General features: G+C 66.8%; 21 protein-coding genes and 1 tRNA gene. 14 read left to right on the forward strand and 8 right to left on the reverse strand.

Annotated features, from left to right (window positions below; translation table 11 throughout):
* Positions 1-17: 17 nt before the first annotated feature.
* Positions 18-770, forward strand: coding sequence for a prepilin peptidase (locus tag ACIQ1T_RS05220; protein WP_395943476.1), 753 nt, complete (start codon positions 18-20; stop codon positions 768-770).
* Here ACIQ1T_RS05220 and ACIQ1T_RS05225 read toward each other — a convergent pair.
* From ACIQ1T_RS05225 to ACIQ1T_RS05235, 3 genes are all read right to left on the reverse strand, one after another.
* Positions 767-1,393, reverse strand: a complete 627-nt coding sequence (locus tag ACIQ1T_RS05225; RefSeq protein ID WP_395943477.1) for a TetR/AcrR family transcriptional regulator — start codon at positions 1,391-1,393, stop codon at positions 767-769. The two genes, ACIQ1T_RS05220 and ACIQ1T_RS05225, sit on opposite strands and share 4 nt — an antisense overlap.
* 23 nt (positions 1,394-1,416) lie before the next feature.
* A tRNA-Thr gene (locus tag ACIQ1T_RS05230) sits at positions 1,417-1,492 on the reverse strand.
* A gap of 80 nt (positions 1,493-1,572) precedes the next feature.
* Positions 1,573-2,010, reverse strand: coding sequence for an HIT family protein (locus ACIQ1T_RS05235; protein ID WP_395943478.1), 438 nt, complete (start codon positions 2,008-2,010; stop codon positions 1,573-1,575).
* Positions 2,011-2,132: 122 nt separating this feature from the next.
* On the opposite strand from ACIQ1T_RS05235, the gene ACIQ1T_RS05240 reads away from it, so the two are divergent.
* Entirely contained in the window at positions 2,133-2,489 is a 357-nt protein-coding gene (locus ACIQ1T_RS05240; protein WP_395943479.1) for a phage holin family protein, read from the forward strand.
* On the opposite strand, the gene ACIQ1T_RS05245 is transcribed toward ACIQ1T_RS05240, so the two are convergent.
* A complete protein-coding gene (locus tag ACIQ1T_RS05245; protein WP_395943480.1) occupies positions 2,486-3,574 on the reverse strand; it encodes an ABC transporter ATP-binding protein in 1,089 nt (362 codons plus the stop codon). The genes ACIQ1T_RS05240 and ACIQ1T_RS05245 overlap by 4 nt on opposite strands.
* 78 nt (positions 3,575-3,652) lie before the next feature.
* The gene (locus ACIQ1T_RS05250) at positions 3,653-4,297 is read right to left on the reverse strand and encodes a glutathione S-transferase family protein (protein ID WP_395943481.1); all 645 of its coding nucleotides are present in this window, start codon (positions 4,295-4,297) and stop codon (positions 3,653-3,655) included.
* Between the two features lie 152 nt (positions 4,298-4,449).
* Here ACIQ1T_RS05250 and ACIQ1T_RS05255 point away from each other — a divergent pair, with 152 nt between their 5' ends.
* From ACIQ1T_RS05255 to ACIQ1T_RS05275, 5 genes are all read left to right on the forward strand, one after another.
* A complete protein-coding gene (locus ACIQ1T_RS05255; protein ID WP_395943482.1) occupies positions 4,450-7,071 on the forward strand; it encodes a TonB-dependent receptor in 2,622 nt (873 codons plus the stop codon).
* Positions 7,072-7,268: 197 nt separating this feature from the next.
* Positions 7,269-7,991 carry a hypothetical protein gene (locus ACIQ1T_RS05260; RefSeq protein WP_395943483.1) on the forward strand — a complete coding sequence of 241 codons (723 nt, stop codon included), beginning with the start codon at positions 7,269-7,271 and terminating at the stop codon, positions 7,989-7,991.
* Between the two features lie 631 nt (positions 7,992-8,622).
* Positions 8,623-9,411, forward strand: coding sequence for an alpha/beta fold hydrolase (locus ACIQ1T_RS05265; RefSeq protein ID WP_395943484.1), 789 nt, complete (start codon positions 8,623-8,625; stop codon positions 9,409-9,411).
* A gap of 1 nt (position 9,412) precedes the next feature.
* Complete coding sequence (locus ACIQ1T_RS05270) at positions 9,413-10,504, forward strand: ATP-binding protein (RefSeq protein WP_395943795.1); 1,092 nt, start codon at positions 9,413-9,415, stop codon at positions 10,502-10,504.
* Between the two features lie 144 nt (positions 10,505-10,648).
* Complete coding sequence (locus tag ACIQ1T_RS05275) at positions 10,649-10,996, forward strand: arsenate reductase (protein WP_395943485.1); 348 nt, start codon at positions 10,649-10,651, stop codon at positions 10,994-10,996.
* Here ACIQ1T_RS05275 and ACIQ1T_RS05280 read toward each other — a convergent pair.
* The 3 genes from ACIQ1T_RS05280 to ACIQ1T_RS05290 are packed head-to-tail and all read right to left on the reverse strand — an operon-like array spanning position 10,989 to position 12,601.
* Complete coding sequence (locus ACIQ1T_RS05280) at positions 10,989-11,831, reverse strand: endonuclease/exonuclease/phosphatase family protein (protein WP_395943486.1); 843 nt, start codon at positions 11,829-11,831, stop codon at positions 10,989-10,991. The two genes, ACIQ1T_RS05275 and ACIQ1T_RS05280, sit on opposite strands and share 8 nt — an antisense overlap.
* 12 nt (positions 11,832-11,843) lie before the next feature.
* Positions 11,844-12,083 (reverse strand): DUF2188 domain-containing protein, encoded by a 240-nt coding sequence (locus tag ACIQ1T_RS05285; RefSeq protein ID WP_395943487.1) that lies wholly within the window; start codon positions 12,081-12,083, stop codon positions 11,844-11,846.
* 20 nt (positions 12,084-12,103) lie between these two features.
* Positions 12,104-12,601, reverse strand: a complete 498-nt coding sequence (locus ACIQ1T_RS05290) for a hypothetical protein (protein WP_395943488.1) — start codon at positions 12,599-12,601, stop codon at positions 12,104-12,106.
* 194 nt (positions 12,602-12,795) lie between these two features.
* Here ACIQ1T_RS05290 and ACIQ1T_RS05295 point away from each other — a divergent pair, with 194 nt between their 5' ends.
* The 7 genes from ACIQ1T_RS05295 to panB all read left to right on the forward strand — a co-directional run bounded on the left by ACIQ1T_RS05295 (position 12,796) and on the right by panB (position 16,405).
* Complete coding sequence (locus ACIQ1T_RS05295) at positions 12,796-13,197, forward strand: hypothetical protein (protein WP_395943489.1); 402 nt, start codon at positions 12,796-12,798, stop codon at positions 13,195-13,197.
* Between the two features lie 13 nt (positions 13,198-13,210).
* Complete coding sequence (locus tag ACIQ1T_RS05300) at positions 13,211-13,738, forward strand: RNA polymerase sigma factor (RefSeq protein ID WP_395943490.1); 528 nt, start codon at positions 13,211-13,213, stop codon at positions 13,736-13,738.
* Entirely contained in the window at positions 13,728-14,024 is a 297-nt protein-coding gene (locus tag ACIQ1T_RS05305; protein ID WP_395943491.1) for a hypothetical protein, read from the forward strand. Before ACIQ1T_RS05300 ends, ACIQ1T_RS05305 begins: the two co-directional genes overlap by 11 nt.
* A gap of 119 nt (positions 14,025-14,143) precedes the next feature.
* Positions 14,144-14,539 carry a DUF6249 domain-containing protein gene (locus ACIQ1T_RS05310; RefSeq protein WP_395943492.1) on the forward strand — a complete coding sequence of 132 codons (396 nt, stop codon included), beginning with the start codon at positions 14,144-14,146 and terminating at the stop codon, positions 14,537-14,539.
* Between the two features lie 24 nt (positions 14,540-14,563).
* Entirely contained in the window at positions 14,564-15,121 is a 558-nt protein-coding gene (locus tag ACIQ1T_RS05315; RefSeq protein WP_395943493.1) for an RNA polymerase sigma factor, read from the forward strand.
* Positions 15,111-15,512 carry a hypothetical protein gene (locus ACIQ1T_RS05320; protein WP_395943494.1) on the forward strand — a complete coding sequence of 134 codons (402 nt, stop codon included), beginning with the start codon at positions 15,111-15,113 and terminating at the stop codon, positions 15,510-15,512. The genes ACIQ1T_RS05315 and ACIQ1T_RS05320 overlap by 11 nt, the downstream gene beginning before the upstream one ends.
* Positions 15,513-15,568: 56 nt before the next feature.
* Positions 15,569-16,405 (forward strand): 3-methyl-2-oxobutanoate hydroxymethyltransferase, encoded by an 837-nt coding sequence (gene panB / locus ACIQ1T_RS05325; RefSeq protein WP_395943495.1) that lies wholly within the window; start codon positions 15,569-15,571, stop codon positions 16,403-16,405.
* Positions 16,406-16,421: the final 16 nt, after the last annotated feature.

Raw genomic sequence — 16,421 nt, forward strand, 5'->3', positions numbered from 1 at the left:
AACGACCGGACGCCTGCATGACCCCTGCGATCGCCGCCGCCGTCATGGGCCTTCTGGGCCTGATCATCGGCAGTTTCCTGGCGGCGGTCAGCGTGCGTCTGCCGCGCGACGAGGGCGTGGTCGCCGGTCGGTCGCGCTGTATGGGCTGCGAGAAGCCGTTGCGGGCGTGGGAACTGGTTCCCCTGTTCAGTTGGCTGGCTCTGCGCGGCCGTTGCGCCCGGTGCGAGACGCCGATCTCGCGCCGTTATCCGATGATCGAGATCGGCGGCGCCCTGGTCGGGGTGTGGGCGGGTTTCAGCGGCGCGTCCTGGCTGATGGTCGGCTTGACCGCCGTCCTGGGTTGGCAGCTGCTGCTGATCGCTATCGTTGACGCCGAGAATTTCTGGCTGCCCGACATCCTGACCTGGCCGCTGGCCGCTACCGGCCTGATTGCGGCGGCGACGCTCGGTTGGAATGTGGCGTTGAACCATCTGATCGGGGCAGCGGTCGGGTTCGGCGGCCTGTGGCTGATCGGCTGGCTCTACAAGGCGGTGCGCAAACGTGACGGCCTGGGCGGCGGCGATCCCTTCCTGTTCGCAGGGGCGGGCGCCTGGGTCGGCTGGATCGGCCTGCCCAGCGTATTGCTGTGGGCCTCGGCCGCAGGCCTCAGCCTGGTGTTCGGCATGCTGGTGGTGCGTCGTTCGGTCAGCGCCACGGAGAAGTTGCCGTTCGGCGTCTTCCTGGCCGTCGGGACCTGGCTGACCTGGCTGTACGGCCCGTTGGGGTTCTAACGTCCCGTCGTCAGCTTGACGATGATGATGGCCGCAGTGTCCAGAATGGCTTCTGGCGTGTCGGCGCGGCGCAGCAGGTCGAAGCTGGCGGCGGTCGATTCGGCGATCGAGGCGATCTGGTACGAGGCCAGGCGGGGATTGTAGTCCTTGGGGTGCAGGCCCGTGGAATGGGCCTGGGCCACGCGGCGCTCGATGGCCAGGTGCAGGCGGCGCAGCCGGCGCACCCGGCTCTCGACAAAGGCGGCCTCGCCGTTGTCGGCCAGCATATGCTCCACTCGCAGGACCTGGCCGTGATTGCGCCAGATGGCCATAACGTCGAGGATGAAGGCGCGGCCTATGGCGAAGGCCTTGTCGCCGGGCCAGTCGGCCTGGAAATGGGCGGCCAGGCCCTGGAAGTCGGCCGCGGCGGCCTCGCACAGGGCCAGGACCGGTTCCCCGACCGTCTTGAAATAGGTGTAGAAATTCGAGGGAGACACGCCCGCCGCCGACGCCAGGTCGGCGACGCGGATCTCGCCGTAGTGCCGCTCGTTCAACAACTGCCGGGTCGCGTCGAGGATCGCCTGGCGCGTGCGTCCGCCGCGCGCCCCTATCTTGTGCCCCAACTTGTTGGTCTTGTCGGCCATGTCCTCGAGAATCGGAAAAGAAGTGGTGCCGGTTGCAGGAATCGAACCCGCGACATCCAGTTTACAAAACTGGCGCTCTACCAACTGAGCTAAACCGGCCTCGCCCCCGAGGGCAAGCGCGCCTTATGCGGACGGATCGACGCGGGTGCAAGATCGATCCGACCGCCAAGGCCCCGGAATCAGGTCAGTTCCGCCGCGATTCGTTCGGCCAGTGGCTTCAAGGTCGCGGCCTCGGCCATCGGCGCATGGCCGTGTCCCTTCATCGGACGGTCGGCCCAGCGCGGAATGATGTGAAAATGCAGGTGGAAGACGGTCTGGCCGCCAGCCTCGCCGTTGAACTGCATGACGGCGAGCCCATCGGGCTTCAACGCCGTCTCTACGGCGCGGGCCGTGCGCTGCAGGGCGGCGGTCATATGGGCCAGGATCTCGGGCTCGACCTCCAGCAGGTTCCGGGCCTGGGACTGTTTGGCGATGATCAGAACATGGCCTTCCGATTGGGGGAAGACATCCATGAAGGCCAGGACGTGGTCGTCCTCCCACACCTTCACCGAAGGGATTTCGCCGCGCAGGATCTTCGCGAAGATGTTGTCGGTGTCATAGGCGCCGTGCAGGCTCATGGTCGGTCTCCGTGTCGTGGCTTTGCTGGATTAGCAGCCGAAAGGGGCGAGGGGGAGCCTTCGGCGATCGGCTGCGTTATGGTGACGCTTACGACGCCCCAGAGACCTTTTCAGAGGACGACATGATCCGTTTCATCATTCAGGCCGTGGTCACCATGATCGGCCTGTGGCTGTCGGCCCAGGTCGTGCCGGGGGTCGATTTCACCAGCAACGGCTCCCTGGTCGCGGCCGCGATCATCCTGGGGCTGGTCAATGCGATCGTGCGGCCGATCATGGTGGTCCTGACCTTCCCCATCACCGTTGTCACCCTGGGCCTGTTTCTGCTGGTGGTGAACGCCGCCATGATCGGTCTGACCGCCATGTTCCTGGACGGGTTCGCGGTGAACGGCCTGTGGGCGGGGATCGGGGCGGCCATCGTCACCGGCGTCGTCAGCTGGATCGCCGGCGCCTTCATAGGCGACGGCGAGAAGCGCGCCTAAAGTCTGGAAAAGGCGCGGCCTTCCGCGTCGAACAGATGGGCCTGGGTCGGGGGGACGCGCAGGGCCAGGCTCTGGCCCGTCTGCACCCTCACGTCCCCGGCGGCCTGGACCGTCAGGGTCTCGGTTGAGGCCGGATGTCTCAGGTGGGCCATGACGGCTGCGCCCAGGGTCTCGACGAACATCACCTCGGCCTGAATCGGCTCGCCCTCGCCGGTCAGGGACAGGTGTTCGGGCCGGATCCCCAGGGTCGCCCGGTCGCCCGGTCTGGCGTTCGAGGCGTCCACCGCCGCCTTCAGGGTCTCGCCGTTCGCCGTCCGAACCGTCGCGCCGGTCGCCGAGGCCTCGACCACCTCGACCGCCAGCAGGTTCATCTTCGGACTGCCGATGAAGCCGGCGACGAACAGATTGGCCGGGCGCTCGTAGAGCTCCATCGGCGCCCCGACCTGTTCGATCCGGCCGCCGTTCAGCACCACGATCCGGTCGGCCAGGGTCATGGCCTCGACCTGATCGTGGGTGACGTAGATCATCGTCGTCTTCAGCTCGCCGTGCAGGCGCGCGAACTCGTAGCGCATCCGCACCCGCAGGGCCGCGTCCAGGTTGGACAGGGGCTCGTCGAACAGGAAGACCTCGGGCTCGCGCACGATGGCGCGGCCGATGGCGACGCGCTGGCGCTGGCCGCCCGACATGGCCTTGGGCTTGCGGTCCAGATAGTCGGTGATGCTCAGGGCCTCGGCGGCCGCTCGAACGCGGCGGTCGATCTCGGCCTTGTCCGTCTTGGCCAGTTTCAGACCGAAGGCCATGTTCTCGTAGGCCGTCATGTGCGGGTACAGCGCATAGGACTGGAACACCATGGCGATGCCCCGGTCCGACGGCGACAGGTCGTTGACCACCCGCCCGCCGATCGAGACTTCGCCCGTCGTCGCCTCTTCCAGACCGGCGATGGTGCGCAACAGGGTGGACTTGCCGCAGCCGGACGGGCCGACGAAGACCACGAACTCGCCGTCGGCGATCTCCAGATCGACGCCCTTCAGCACCTCGACGGCGCCGAACGCCTTCTTCACGTCGACCAGACGGACGTCAGCCATGCTTCCTGTTTCCCTAAGCGACTTTATTTTGCGCGCACCGTAACCGGTTACATCGGCGGATCAATGGCGCGTGTCGCCTCAGTCGCGGTCGGGCGCGCCCAGCGGGAAATAGTGGCGATACCGGCGCGCATCCTCGACGCAGCGGGCGAAGGACGGCCGGGCCAGCAGCCGGGCGCGATAGGCGTGCAGGGCCTCGAACCGTTCGGGAATCGCATGGGTCCAGTCGGCGTAGAACAGGGCCGGCGCCGCCGCACAGTCGGCCAGGGTGAAGCCGTGCTCGGTCGCCCATTCCTTGCCCGCCAGCCGTTGGTCCAGCCAGGCGTAGGCGGTGTCCAGCATCCGCCGCGCCTCCTCGACGCCATAGGGATCGCGGTCCGCCTCGGGGCGCAGGATGTCGAAGACGAACCTCTGCTGCGGCGTGTTGATGTAGTTGTCGAACACCCGGTCCATCATCCGCACCTCGACGGCGGCCAGCGGGTCTTTCGGGATCAGCCGGCTCTGACCGTGCCGTGCATCGACATATTCGACGATCCCGGTCGCTTCCAGCACGACGGTCTCGCCGTCGGTCAGGATCGGGAACCGTTTCATCGGCCACAGGGCCGTCAGTTCGGCCATCACGCCGGGCTCTTCCAGATGCCGATATTCGAAGGCCGTCTCCGTCTCGTACAGGGCCGTCAGCGCCTTCTGGCAATAGGAGGAGAAGGGGTGGGCGTAGAGCTTCATCGGACGTCCTCCAGTCTGGTTGTTTTGCCTAGGCGTCGATCCGCGACGCCGCCCTGTCAATCGCGACCTAATTTGCAAAGTTGCAAAATTCAGCTTTCGCAAAACGGCGACGCTGGCTAGAAGCCCGCCGTCAATCGCGGGGGAGTATCCAGATGGCCAAGCGTTCAATCCTGATGGCGACGGCGTCGTTCGTCTGGCTGGCGGCGGCCGCCGCGGCCCAAGCCCAGACCCAGACCCAGTCCCAGGTGGACGACATCGTCGTCACCGGCTCGCGGATCGCGGGCGGGGACCGGGTCGCCCCGGTCGAGACGGTCGGGCGCGAGACCATCGCCGCCGCCGGGATCGCCGACGCCTCGCAACTGGTGCGCCTGGTCGCCGCCAACTCGGGCTCGGAGGCCCAGGTCGATCAGCTGAATCAGCCCCAGAGCTCGGGCACGGCCCAATTCAACCTGCGCAATCTCGGCCTCGGTTCGACCCTGGTCCTGGTCGACGGTCAGCGCTGGACCACCAGCGCGGTGGTCGCCACGGACGGCTCGGCCTTCGTCGACATCAACTCGCTCGTGCCGATGATCGCGCTTCAGCGGGTCGAGGTGGTCAAGGACGGCGCCTCGGCCGTCTATGGCTCGGACGCAGTCGCGGGCGTGGTCAATTTCATCACCCGCCACGGCGTGGACCGGCCCGAGGTCAGCGCCAAATACGCCGTCGCCAACGGCTCGGAAGAGAGCGTGATCGAGGCCATCGGCGGGTTCGAACTGCTGGGCGGCGACCTGACCCTGGCGGCCTCGCATTTCCATCGTTCGGCCCTGGGCTCGGACGAGCGCGACTTCACCCAGGCCGAACGCTACGGCCGCGCCGCCTGGACCGCCGTGACCTCCTATGGCCAGCCGGGCTCCTATTATCGCCCCAGCACGGGCGCCTATGCGCCGGACCCGGACTGCGACAACCCGGCCTTCGATAGCGCCTATCGCAACAGCTCGGCCGACGCCTTCTGCCGCCTCGACTATTCCGACTTCTTCGACCTGACGCCGGAGGAGACGCGGACCCAACTGTTCGCCGATTATCGCCGCCCGGTCGGCGACATGACCCTGTCGCTTCAGGCGGCCTATTCATCGACCTGGACCCGCGCGCGCCAGACGCCGTCCCTGCCGATCCTGGCCCAGTCCCTGACCGTGCCGGGCTCGCACCCCGACAATCCGTTCGGCGAAGACGTGCTGTTCCGCGGCCGACTACTGGGCGCGGAGGCGGGCGCCTCGGCCGCCGAGTTCGACTATGAGACCTGGCGGCTCGCCGCCGGCCTGGACGGCGACTTCGCCAACGGCTGGACCTGGACCCTGGCTGCGACCGCCAGCCGCCAGCACGTCGAATACGACAAACCCGACGTGATCGGCAGCGCCCTGCAGAACGCCCTGAACGGCTTGGGCGGCGCGGGCTGCGACGCCGCCACGGGCACGCCCGGCGTCGGCGCCTGCCAGTATTTCAACCCGTTCGGCAGCGCATACCTCGGCACCGGCACGGCCAACAGCGCCGAACTGGTCGACAGCCTGATCGGCTATACCGGGCTGCGCGGCGCCTCCAGCCTGGTCACGGCCGAGGCCTCGACCAGCGGTCAGGCCTTCGCCTGGAGCGGCGGCTCGGTCGATCTGGCCCTCGGCGCCCAGTATCGCCGCAGCAGCTTCCGTCACGACTGGAGCGATCTGGTCAATGCGGGCGACCTGCTGACCGCCGGCTATTCCCCCGATTTCGAGGGCGACCAGCAGGCGCTGGCCGCCTTCGCCGAGGCCCGGATTCATCTGGGCGACCGGATCGAGGCGCAACTGGCCGGCCGCTACGAATCCTATGACGGGGAGGGGCGGTTCAGCCCCAAGGCCGCGATCCGCTGGGACGTGACCGACGCCTTTGCGCTGAGGGGCTCGTGGGGCCAGGGCTTCCGCGCCCCGTCCGTCTACGCCCAGTCCGGCGCCCAGGCGTCGCAGCCGTCGGTGTTCGATCGGGGCGCCTTCGTCTTCGTCAACACCCTGACCTCGGGTGACGCCGACCTGAAGCCCGAGAAGTCGGAGAGCCTCAGCCTCGGTGCCCTGTGGCGGCCGGTCGAAGGACTGGAGCTGGGTCTCGACGCCTGGCGCTTCGACTATACGGATCAGGTGGTCAAGGAATCGGCCCAGGCAATCATCGACCAGGCCACGGCCGATACGGCGGCGGGCCTGACCGGCACCGAGGCGCAGGGCCGCATCACCCGGTCGAGCAGCGGCGCCCTGACCTTCGTCCAGCTCTATTTCATCAACGCCTCGTCCATCGAGACGCAAGGGATCGACCTGTCGGCCCGCTACGGCCGAGACCTGTGGGGCGGCCGGGCTACGGCCTCGGCGACCTGGACCTATGTCGACAGCTACGACATCCGTCTGAACGACGCGGCGGCCCAGGTCTCGGGCGTCGGCTCGACCAATCTGAGCAATATCGGCCGGTCCCTGCCGCGCAATCGCGGCGAGTTCGCCCTGGGCTGGAGCGGCGGCGCACACGCCCTGACCGCCCTGGTCCACTATACCGACGCCTATCGCAACGACCGCAGCGGCATCACCGATGCGACCATCGCCAGCCAGACGACGGCGGACCTGCTCTACAGCCGGACCATCGGCGCCGATCTCGACTTGGCCTTGGGCGTGGTCAATGTCTTCGACAAGGCTCCGCCCCTGGCCCAGTTCGCCCTGGGCTATGACCCCGTCGTCGCCGATCCGCGCGGCCGGGTCTTTAGTGTCGGCCTGACCAAGCGGTTCTGACGTCGAGGTCGCTTGCGCGGGCAACCGGGCGGTGTATGCATCCTCCAAGAGCATGATCGTTTCGGACGGAACCGCTGCGCGGTTCCGGCTGAAGCGTGAATCATGCTCTCGGATAATGCTGGAGCCTGATTCACCGTTTCAGTGGAACCGCGAAGCGGTTCCTCCTCAACGGATCAGGCTCTGGAGGGGGAGCATCCATGAGCACCGAAGGCGAGACGACGCGCAAACAGGCGTTCAAGGATCTGTCCGAGGACGCCCTGGGCTTCGGCGGCGCCGAGGTCCGCACCGCACGCGACCTGCTGATCCGCCCGCGTCTGGTGCTTCAGGCCTGGATGATCGAGGGGCCGACCGGCGGCGGGATCTACGCCAAGCCGCTGAGGCTGTATCTGGCGCTGAACGCCATACTGATGCTGGTCGTCTTCCTGCGCGGCGGCATGGACGGGGTTCTGGCCCAGGCGGGGCTGGCGGAGATCGTCAACCCGCTGATCGAACAGTCGGGCAAGTCGCGCGACGCCTTCATGGCCGACGCCGACGGCTGGATGAGTTTCGTCACCGTGCCGATCCTGGCGCCCCTCTACGCCCTGGCGGTCCTGCCGTTCCTGCGCTGGTGGGACGCCGAGGACCTGGGCTGGCGTCGCGGCTTCCGCGCCGCCTTCGCCTATCTGAACGCCTGGACCGTGCCGATGCTGCCGGCCTTCTGGTTCATCTACGGCGCTGGACCGGTCGCGGCGATCGGCAGTCTGCTGCTGTTCGTCCTGGGCGTGGCGGTCTTCCTGCGGATGGGGCGGGGCCGCTGGTATCGCGGCGTCCTGCCGGGGCTGGGCAAGGGGCTGGTGCTGCAGATCGCCGTCAGCGTCCTGATGATGGTCGGGTCGTGGCTGGTGACGGGGATCGGTCTGCTGGCCGGGGTGATGGCCTGACCTGATCCCGGGCGGGCTTTCGCAGGTCTGCGCGGTCGGAGCGTCGAAAAAAGTGTCCGAACTGTCCGAAACGTCCGAAATCGGGGCGGGACGTGTGACGCGCTGCGTCTTCCCGTCATCCCCTGCGGCTCGTCCCTGGGCCCATTGCGCCCGGTGTTCGACGGTCGGACGTCCTGCGGAGACGCCGGGAGTCTGGATCCTCGCCGCAAGGGCGAGGATTACGGGACGGGGAGAGGACGGAAATAAAGTGTCCGAAATGTCCGAAATGTCCGAAACGTCCGGAATCGAGAGCCGGGAAATTGCATTTGCGCCGTCGAGAAGGGTGCGCGGTGCAAAAGAGCGCAGTCGCGACCGGGTTCACGTTTTCAAAGACCGGCAGGGATTATAGGGCCGGTCGGACGTGCGTCAGGTCGATCACGATTTTAGACTCTCAGGGCTTTGAAAAAACAGCCGTTTTTCGTCGAAATTGGGGGCGAGGCAGGCGCGATCGTCGCAGCCGCCCAAATCCGACGCCACGAACGCCAGGGATGGGTTGAGGCGGACCTGGTCGGTCTATGGCCCTGATATTGCTGGAACAGCTATGATGGCTTAGCCTGTGGGAGCCAAGCAACGGGAGAGCCTGGAGCGCCCGATGTCGGTGGTTCAACGAAATAACGTCAAGGTTTCCGGCGACGGTCATCGCCCCATGGTGTTCGCGCACGGTTTCGGCTGCGATCAGAGCATGTGGCGCTACGTGGCTCCGGCGTTCGAGCAGGACTTCAAGGTCGTCCTGTTCGACCAGGTGGGCGCGGGCGGGTCTGACCTCGCCGCCTATGACGTGTCCAAATATGCGGACCTTTCGGGCTATGCGGAGGATCTGATCGAGATCCTTCATGAGCTCGGCTTGACCGAAGTGATCTTCGTCGGTCACTCGGTGAGCGCAATGATCGGCGTACTCGCGTCGATCCGGGCGCCCGCGCTGTTCTCGCGATTGATCCTTGTCGGTCCGTCGCCGCGATACATAGACGACGGCGACTATGTCGGCGGCTTTGGAGAAGCGCAGATCGATGAGTTGCTGACCTTCCTCAGCGAAAATCCGATGGCTTGGTCGCAGGCGATGGCGCCCGCCATCATGGGCAATGCGGACAGGCCCGAATTGGGTGAGGAGCTGACGGCCAGCTTCTGTCGCGCCGACCTGGGCATCGCCAAGGCGTTCGCGCGGGTGACATTCACATCGGACAACCGCGCCGACCTTGCCATGGTCACCACGCCGACGCTCATCCTTCAATGCAGCGACGACATCATCGCGCCAGACGCGGTGGGCCAATATGTGCAGACGCACATCCTGGGCAGCACGCTCGTCAAGCTGGAGGCCACTGGACACTGCCCCAACCTCAGCGCGCCTGCCGAGGTGATTTCCGCGATACAGGCCGTTGTCTGACTTGGTCACGACCCCCACGCTGAACGCCCCGGTCGATTTCGAGGATCTTTTCGGAAACGCGCCCTGTGGTTATCTGGTGCTTGAGCCGGACGGGCGGATCATCAGGGCCAACGGCACGATCGCGCGCTGGCTGGGCGTCGAGACTTCGGCCCTCGAACAGAGGCGTCTGCGCGACCTCCTCACCTTGCCGGGACGCATCCTCTACGAAACAAGCGTCGCGCCGGTCCTGAGGCTGCAGGGGCAGTTCGAGGAAGTGGCGCTCGATCTGGTCATGGCGACGGGAGAGAAGCTTCCCATCCTCGCCAATGCGACCGAGCAACGGAATGACGCCGGTGATCTCGTCACAGTGCGGTTCGCCATCTTCCGGGCGACCGAGCGGCGCGGTCGGGAGCGTCAACTGCAGGGGCGACTGGACGACGAACTCTCCACCTCGGAACTGCGCGAACAGTTTATCGCGGTGCTGGGTCACGACCTTCGGAATCCCTTGGCCTCCATCGTCGCGGCGACACGCATTCTGCGTCGCGAGTCTCTGAGCGAAAAATCGCTGGAAGTGCTGAAGATTATGGAGACCGGCGTCCATCGTATGGGCGGGCTGATCGACGACATCATGGATTTCGCGCGTAGCCGGTTGGGTAGCGGAATCGATCTGCAGCGTTCGACCGCCGACCTTGCTCCGGTTCTCCAGCAGGTCGTCGCAGAGCTGGAGGTCGATGAGCCGAGCCGCACGATAACCTGCGACTTCCATCTGCCGGAGCCGATCAGTTTCGACCAAGGCCGGATCGCGCAACTCGTTTCAAACCTTCTTGGAAACGCGCTCGTCCACGGCGATCCCAACGAACCCGTGCGGCTGACCGCCGTTGTCGCCGAGGGGTGGCTGGAACTTTCGGTCGCAAACGCCGGCAGTCCTATTCCCCCTGCCGCTCTGGAAAGACTGTTCCACCCCTTCTTCAGAGGCGAGGTGCGACCGACGTCCCAGGGGCTGGGCCTTGGCCTCCATATCGCATCGGAAATCGCACGGGCTCACGACGGCAGCTTGCGGGCCGTCTCGGATGCGCAGGAGACGCGGTTCACCCTGTCTATGCCTGTCCTGTGAACGGGCCGACTTTATAACGGAAGGCTTCGCAGCGGGTCGTAGGCGGACGATGGCCCCCTGTCCGCAAGACGGCTTCGGCGCCCTTTTCCGCTCTGGCCACGCGCCCCGACCTCCCTTAAGCCCACCGGCCTGAAGGAGCGCTCCATGACCCCGATTATGTACGGAATCCCCAACTGCGACACGGTCAAGAAGGCCCGGGTCTGGCTGGAGCAGAACGGGGTCGACCATGTCTTCCACGACTACAAGAAGGCGGGCGCCGAGGCGGACAAACTGGGTCTGTGGATCGACGAACACGGCTGGGAGACGGTGCTGAACCGCGCCGGGACCACCTTCAAGAAACTGTCCGAGGCCGACAGGACGGGCATCGACAAGGACAAGGCCGTCGCCCTGATGCTGGCCCAGCCGTCGATGATCAAACGGCCGGTGCTGGACCTGGGCGACCGCCGCCTGGTCGGCTTCAAGCCCGACCTCTACACCGCCGCCTTCAAATGAGCTGAAGCGTCGCCGCCACGCCGAAATGATCGGACGGGTGTTCGCCGTTCGTCGGTTCGTCGCCGAACACGTGCGAATGGACGGGGGCGAAGAATTCCGGCTCGACGAAGATATGGTCGATGACCCGGTTCGGATGGCCCTTGGCCGGATTCAGGGTCGTGGCGACCGAACCGCGGGGCAGGGCGCTGGTGAAGCGCGGCCCGGTCAGGCTGGCCAGGCCGGGGTCGTCCTGTTCCGCGTTGAAGTCGCCCATCAGCACCAGGGGCACGCCCTCCTGCGTCAACCAGGACAGCAGGTGGCCGATCTGTTGCGCCCGGACCGGGGCGGCGTCCTCCTGCCAGGCCAGGTGGGTGACCACCACGTCGACCGGACGGTCCCGAACCTCGACCCGCAGGCGCAGGGCGGTGCGATAGTCGTCCAGGGGCTCCAGCCTGACCGACGCCTCCTGAAGCACCGGCAGGCGGGTCAGCAGGGCGTTGCCGTAGCGGCGGGGCGCCCCTTCGGGATCGGTCGAGACGAAGGCGACGGAATAGCCGCCCAGCTCCCGCGCCAGCATTTCGGCCTGGTTCTCCAGTCCGGCGTCGGCGTCCTCCAGCACCTCCTGCAGGGCGATGACGTCGGCGTTCTGGGCCTTGAGGGCCTGAACCAGCAGGGGGCGACGCGCGGGCCAGTCCCCCTGATTGTGCCAGATGTTGAAGGTGGCGACCTTCAGATGGGCGCCCGTCGTCGGGTCCGCCGGGGGCGGCGTCGCGGCGCATCCCGCCAGAGGCCCCGCTAGAGCCCCCGCCAGAGGCATGGCGGCCGCTGCGGCCAGCAGATGACGACGGGTCGGCATGGCCGTCTCCGATCAGCCTTCGACGTCGGTGACGGGGCGGTCGTGGCCGTCGGCGGTCTCGGCGATCCAGCGGCCGTCGCTGGTCTCGTATTCGATGGCCGTATTCTCGTCCGGCACCTTCTGCTCGCGCGCGGCGCGGACGGCGGCGGCCTTGGCGGCGTCGTGGCTGGCGAAGGTCTCCGAATAGGTGCCCTCCGCCTGATAGGCCCATCCGCCGTCGTGTTCGACGATGCGATAGGTGACATGGGCCATGGGGGTTCTCCTCGAAGTGGTCAGGCCATGACCGTAGCCCGAACCGGCCGCCGCAGGAACAGCAGTTGCAGCGTGACCCCGACGATAAGGGTCAGCAGGAGCAAGATCTGGAAGCTCACGACCAGGGGCGCCTCCGGGCTTTCGGCGATCGGATCGCCGGCCGGCAACCGCGTCAGGATCTCGGTCACGCTGGGCAGGAACAGGGTGAAGACCGCCGTGCTCAGGGCCACGGTCTGGATCCACCAGTGGTGTCGTTCCAGCGGCTTGAACGTCCCGACCGTCGAACCGACGATCAGCGAGCCCAGGCTGAGCACCGAAATGGCCGCCCCAGGCGGGCTCTTGATGACCAGAACGCCGGACAGGGCGCCGACGAACATGAAGGCCAGAAACAGCTTGGCTACGGTCTTCTCCGGCGGGATCCGCCCGTAGCGGAACAGCAGATACAGGGCCAGGGGCACGGCGGGCAGGCTGCCCAAGGTATGGAACCAGCCGAGCGCGGACAGTTGGGGAAGCAGCATCGCGACCTCGAGAAAACGGGTTGAACGACAGACGCCAACAACAGACGGTTACGGTTGCGCTTGTTGCGGTCTCTGTCGAGTCCGGATCGCGCCGTTCGACAAATCTTGATCGCCGCTGCATCCAAAGAACGTGTCGGCGACGACTGACCTGTGAAAGCGGGGGCTGCGGTCGCCCTGGCGGGGGAGTGACGACGATGATGGACTACTGGTGGATACTGTTCCCGATGGCCGCGTTCGCTTTCGCGGGCTGGACGCAATGGCTGAATTATCGACGCCAGAAGGCGTTGCTGGATGTGGTGCGAACCTATGCGGACAAGGGGCAGGAGCCCCCGCGCGAAATTCTGGACGCGTTGGCCGGGAACGCGCCCGGCGTAGGCTCGACCCGTCAGGAGGTGAGGCAGGGCACCGCCGCTCATTACTGGTCGTTGGTCGGGTTGTTCGGCGCTCTTTGCGCCGGATTCGCCTGGGCGAGCTGGGGCGGGCGACTGGACGGCGGGACTGGCGCCCTGTCGATCGTGGCCCTGGTCATGGGCGCCGTCTGCCTATGGTCGCTGATCTGCGCGGTAGTGTTGCAAGTCAGAGGGAAACGCGGCTGAGCGGGAATGAGTCGTGACCGACGCCGAACTGGTGCGGGCCGCGCGCGAAGGATCCGACGCGGCCTTTTCACGGATCGTCGAGCGCCATCAGTCTGCGGTGCGAAGCTTTCTGCGCCGGATGCTGACGGGCGGCTGGGCCGAAGCCGACGACGTGGCGCAGGAGGTCTTTCTGGCCGCCTGGCGGGAGCTGGGCCGTTTGAGGTCGGCGGACGATCTGCGCGCCTGGCTGCTGGGTATGGCCTGGCGCAAGGCTCAGGATCGTATTCGTGGCGGGATCAGACGGGCTGCGCGGGACGGGGCCTGGGTTCAGGAGGCGGATGCGCCTGCCAGAGTGTCGGCCGAAGATCGTATCGCGCTGGAGCGAGCCATGGCCGATCTGACGCCGCCCGTTCGCGCCTGTGTCGCCCTGTGCGTCGCCGACGGCTGGTCGCACGCCGAAGCGGCCAAGGCCTTGAACCTGCCGCTGGGAACGGTGAAGTCTCATGTCGTCCGAGGGCGTGCGCGCCTTCTGGCGACGCTTGGAGGATCGGATGACGCCTGAACAGAAGCTGCAGACTCTGTTCGCCGAGGACGCCGCCCCGGCGCGCGACCGGGTCTTCGAAGCGATGGTCGCTGAACGGATCGCACGTCGCAGGGCGATCGCCACAGTCGCGTCCTCCGCGCCTCTTGCCATAGCGGGCGGGGCGCTGCTTTGGGTGCTGCATCCCGTCCTGTCGCAGGCGGGAGAAGCAGTCGTTTTGTCTTCGACAGCGACCCCTGTGCTGATGGCCGCAGGATTGGCCGTTCTCTGCGCTCTGACTGTGGTCCGTCAGGTGCTGCGAACCTGATCGCGCCACCTTACGAAGATTTCACGTCCGGCCGCGCATCCGTGGGCGCATCCCGCAGCCTCTTGTGATCAGAAGGCCGCCGCATCAGGCTGCCGCACCGGATCAAGAGAAACATCGCCATGGACCTGACACCCATCTTCATCGTCTTCATCATCTTCGCATCGATCGTCGCCGTCATCGTCGGCCCGTCCTTCCTGAAGAACCGCGAGCGTCGCGAGATGCAGCTGACCGTCCGTCACGCCGTGGACAAGGGCCAGACCCTGCCGCCCGAGCTGATCGACGCCATGACCAAGGACGTGCAGAAGAACCTGCCCTCGCGGACCAAGGACATCCGCAAGGGCGTGCTCAGCCTGGCGGCCGGGGTCGGCATCGCGGGCTTCGCCCTGGCGGTCGAGAATTCCAGCCGCAGCTGGGGCGGCAACGGCGAGGGGGCTCTGCTGGGCATCGCCTGCATCCCGGTCGCCATCGGCATCGCCTTCATCATCCTGGGCTTCTTCAACCCGAACAAAGCCTGACGTCCGCCTTGAGGGGGGAATGTCATGAACAAGTCACTGCGTGATCTCCACGACGTCGAGCTGGCCGCCCAGGCGGCGGCCGGCGGCCGGCGGGAGTATGGCGAACTGGTCCGTCGGCACGGGTCGGCGGTCCGGGGGCTGCTGCGCCGCATGGGGGCGGCGCCGTCCCTGGCCGACGACGTGGCCCAGGACGCCTTCCTGCAGGGGTTCCAGCGGTGTTCGGAGTTCCGGGGGCAGGGGACCTTCGCCGGCTGGATCAAGAAGATCGCCGCGCGTCTCTATCTGAAGCGCGTCGCCCGCGAGGCCCGCTACGTCGCCGAGGTCGAGGCCGACGAGGCCGATACGGTGGTCGACCGGGCCGGCGTCATGGACCTGGACGAGGCCCTCAAGACGCTCAGCGAGACCGAGCGTGTCTGCGTGTCCCTGTGCCACGGCGCGGGGATGTCCCATCCCGAAATCGCGGCGGCCATGAATTTGCCGCTCGGCACGGTGAAATCCCATGTCAAACGTGGTCTGGATAAACTCCGCGCCCGGCTTCAGCCGGCGCACGGCTCAGGCGGGAGGTCGGCCCATGTCGGCTGATGAATTCGATCCGATGATCGAGCGGCTGTTCGCACAGACGCCGCGACTGGCCGACGAGGCCCTGTTCCTGGCCACGGTCCAGGCCAGCATGGAGAAGCGGTCGCGATGGCGCACCCTGGCCCTGACGACGGCCGGCCTGGTCGGCGGGGTGCTGGCGGTGCGCGAGGGGGTGAATTTCAACTTCACCGCCGACGGCGAGACCTCTCTGACGCAGGGGGTGCGGACCGCCGCCGCCACGGCCCAGGGCGCAGCCCAGTCGGGGCTGGACGGGTTGGGCATCGGCTCGTTCGACCTGATGAGCGGTTCGGGCATGATGGCCTTCTGGATCGTCGCCGGCAGCCTGGTCGCCCTGTTGGCGGCGGGCATGGTGAAACTGTCCCAGGACGTCTGAGCGTGACTTGGGCGGGGCGGGGGCCTATCTGACCCGCTTCACGTCAGGAGGCCCCGATGTCCGTTCATGTCCAGGAGACCGTCAAGCGCATCTCCGTGCCCGATATCGCCGGCAAGAAGGGCGGCGAGCCCATCGTCTGCCTGACCGCCTATGACGCCCCGATGGCGGCGCTTCTGGATCCGCACTGCGACGTGCTGCTGGTCGGCGACAGCCTGGGCATGGCGGTGCATGGCCTGCCCAACACCGTCGGCGTGACCCTGGAGATGATGATCCTGCACGGCCAGGCGGTGGTGCGCGGTTCGCGCCGGGCCCTGGTCGTGGTCGACATGCCCTTCGGCTCCTACGAGGGCGGCAAGGAGGTCGCCTATGACAACTGCGTGCGGGTGATGAAGGAGACCGGCGCCCAGGCGGTGAAGCTGGAGACCAGCGTCGAACTGGCCGAGATCGTCGCCTTCCTGGTCAAGCGCGGCATTCCGGTCATGGGCCATGTGGGCCTGCGTCCCCAGGCGATCCTGGCCGAGGGCGGGTTCAAGGCCAAGGGGCGCACCGACTACGAGCGCGAGCGTGTCATGGCGGAGGCAAAGGCCACGGCCGAGGCCGGCGCCTTCTGCATCGTCATCGAGGGCGTCGCCGAATCGCTGGCGCGCGAGATCACCGAGGCGATCGACACCCCCACCATCGGCATCGGCGCCTCCGCCGCCTGCGACGGTCAGGTCCTGGTGGTCAACGACATGCTGGGCATGTTCGACTGGACGCCGAAATTCGTGCGCAAATACGCCGATCTGCGCTCGGAGATCGACCGCGCGGCCGCCGCTTTCGCCAATGATGTGAAAAGCCGCCGTTTTCCTGCCGAAGTCGAGACCTACTTCTCGAAAAAGCCGGCTTCGCAGTAACGGGCTACGTTGCGGC

The organism is Brevundimonas sp. (assembly GCF_044336875.1).
In the GTDB taxonomy this organism is placed as follows: Bacteria; Pseudomonadota; Alphaproteobacteria; order Caulobacterales; family Caulobacteraceae; genus Brevundimonas.

Excerpts from the sequence above, each read along its gene's own strand:
- ACIQ1T_RS05220 (WP_395943476.1), top strand. The coding sequence starts at position 18 with ATGACCCCTGCGATCGCCGCCGCCGTCATGGGCCTTCTGGGCCTGATC.
- ACIQ1T_RS05225 (WP_395943477.1), bottom strand. The coding sequence starts at position 1,393 with ATGGCCGACAAGACCAACAAGTTGGGGCACAAGATAGGGGCGCGCGGC.
- ACIQ1T_RS05235 (WP_395943478.1), bottom strand. The coding sequence starts at position 2,010 with ATGAGCCTGCACGGCGCCTATGACACCGACAACATCTTCGCGAAGATC.
- ACIQ1T_RS05240 (WP_395943479.1), top strand. The coding sequence starts at position 2,133 with ATGATCCGTTTCATCATTCAGGCCGTGGTCACCATGATCGGCCTGTGG.
- ACIQ1T_RS05245 (WP_395943480.1), bottom strand. The coding sequence starts at position 3,574 with ATGGCTGACGTCCGTCTGGTCGACGTGAAGAAGGCGTTCGGCGCCGTC.
- ACIQ1T_RS05250 (WP_395943481.1), bottom strand. The coding sequence starts at position 4,297 with ATGAAGCTCTACGCCCACCCCTTCTCCTCCTATTGCCAGAAGGCGCTG.
- ACIQ1T_RS05255 (WP_395943482.1), top strand. The coding sequence starts at position 4,450 with ATGGCCAAGCGTTCAATCCTGATGGCGACGGCGTCGTTCGTCTGGCTG.
- ACIQ1T_RS05260 (WP_395943483.1), top strand. The coding sequence starts at position 7,269 with ATGAGCACCGAAGGCGAGACGACGCGCAAACAGGCGTTCAAGGATCTG.
- ACIQ1T_RS05265 (WP_395943484.1), top strand. The coding sequence starts at position 8,623 with ATGTCGGTGGTTCAACGAAATAACGTCAAGGTTTCCGGCGACGGTCAT.
- ACIQ1T_RS05275 (WP_395943485.1), top strand. The coding sequence starts at position 10,649 with ATGACCCCGATTATGTACGGAATCCCCAACTGCGACACGGTCAAGAAG.
- ACIQ1T_RS05280 (WP_395943486.1), bottom strand. The coding sequence starts at position 11,831 with ATGCCGACCCGTCGTCATCTGCTGGCCGCAGCGGCCGCCATGCCTCTG.
- ACIQ1T_RS05285 (WP_395943487.1), bottom strand. The coding sequence starts at position 12,083 with ATGGCCCATGTCACCTATCGCATCGTCGAACACGACGGCGGATGGGCC.
- ACIQ1T_RS05290 (WP_395943488.1), bottom strand. The coding sequence starts at position 12,601 with ATGCTGCTTCCCCAACTGTCCGCGCTCGGCTGGTTCCATACCTTGGGC.
- ACIQ1T_RS05295 (WP_395943489.1), top strand. The coding sequence starts at position 12,796 with ATGATGGACTACTGGTGGATACTGTTCCCGATGGCCGCGTTCGCTTTC.
- ACIQ1T_RS05305 (WP_395943491.1), top strand. The coding sequence starts at position 13,728 with ATGACGCCTGAACAGAAGCTGCAGACTCTGTTCGCCGAGGACGCCGCC.
- ACIQ1T_RS05310 (WP_395943492.1), top strand. The coding sequence starts at position 14,144 with ATGGACCTGACACCCATCTTCATCGTCTTCATCATCTTCGCATCGATC.
- ACIQ1T_RS05315 (WP_395943493.1), top strand. The coding sequence starts at position 14,564 with ATGAACAAGTCACTGCGTGATCTCCACGACGTCGAGCTGGCCGCCCAG.
- ACIQ1T_RS05320 (WP_395943494.1), top strand. The coding sequence starts at position 15,111 with ATGTCGGCTGATGAATTCGATCCGATGATCGAGCGGCTGTTCGCACAG.
- panB (WP_395943495.1), top strand. The coding sequence starts at position 15,569 with ATGTCCGTTCATGTCCAGGAGACCGTCAAGCGCATCTCCGTGCCCGAT.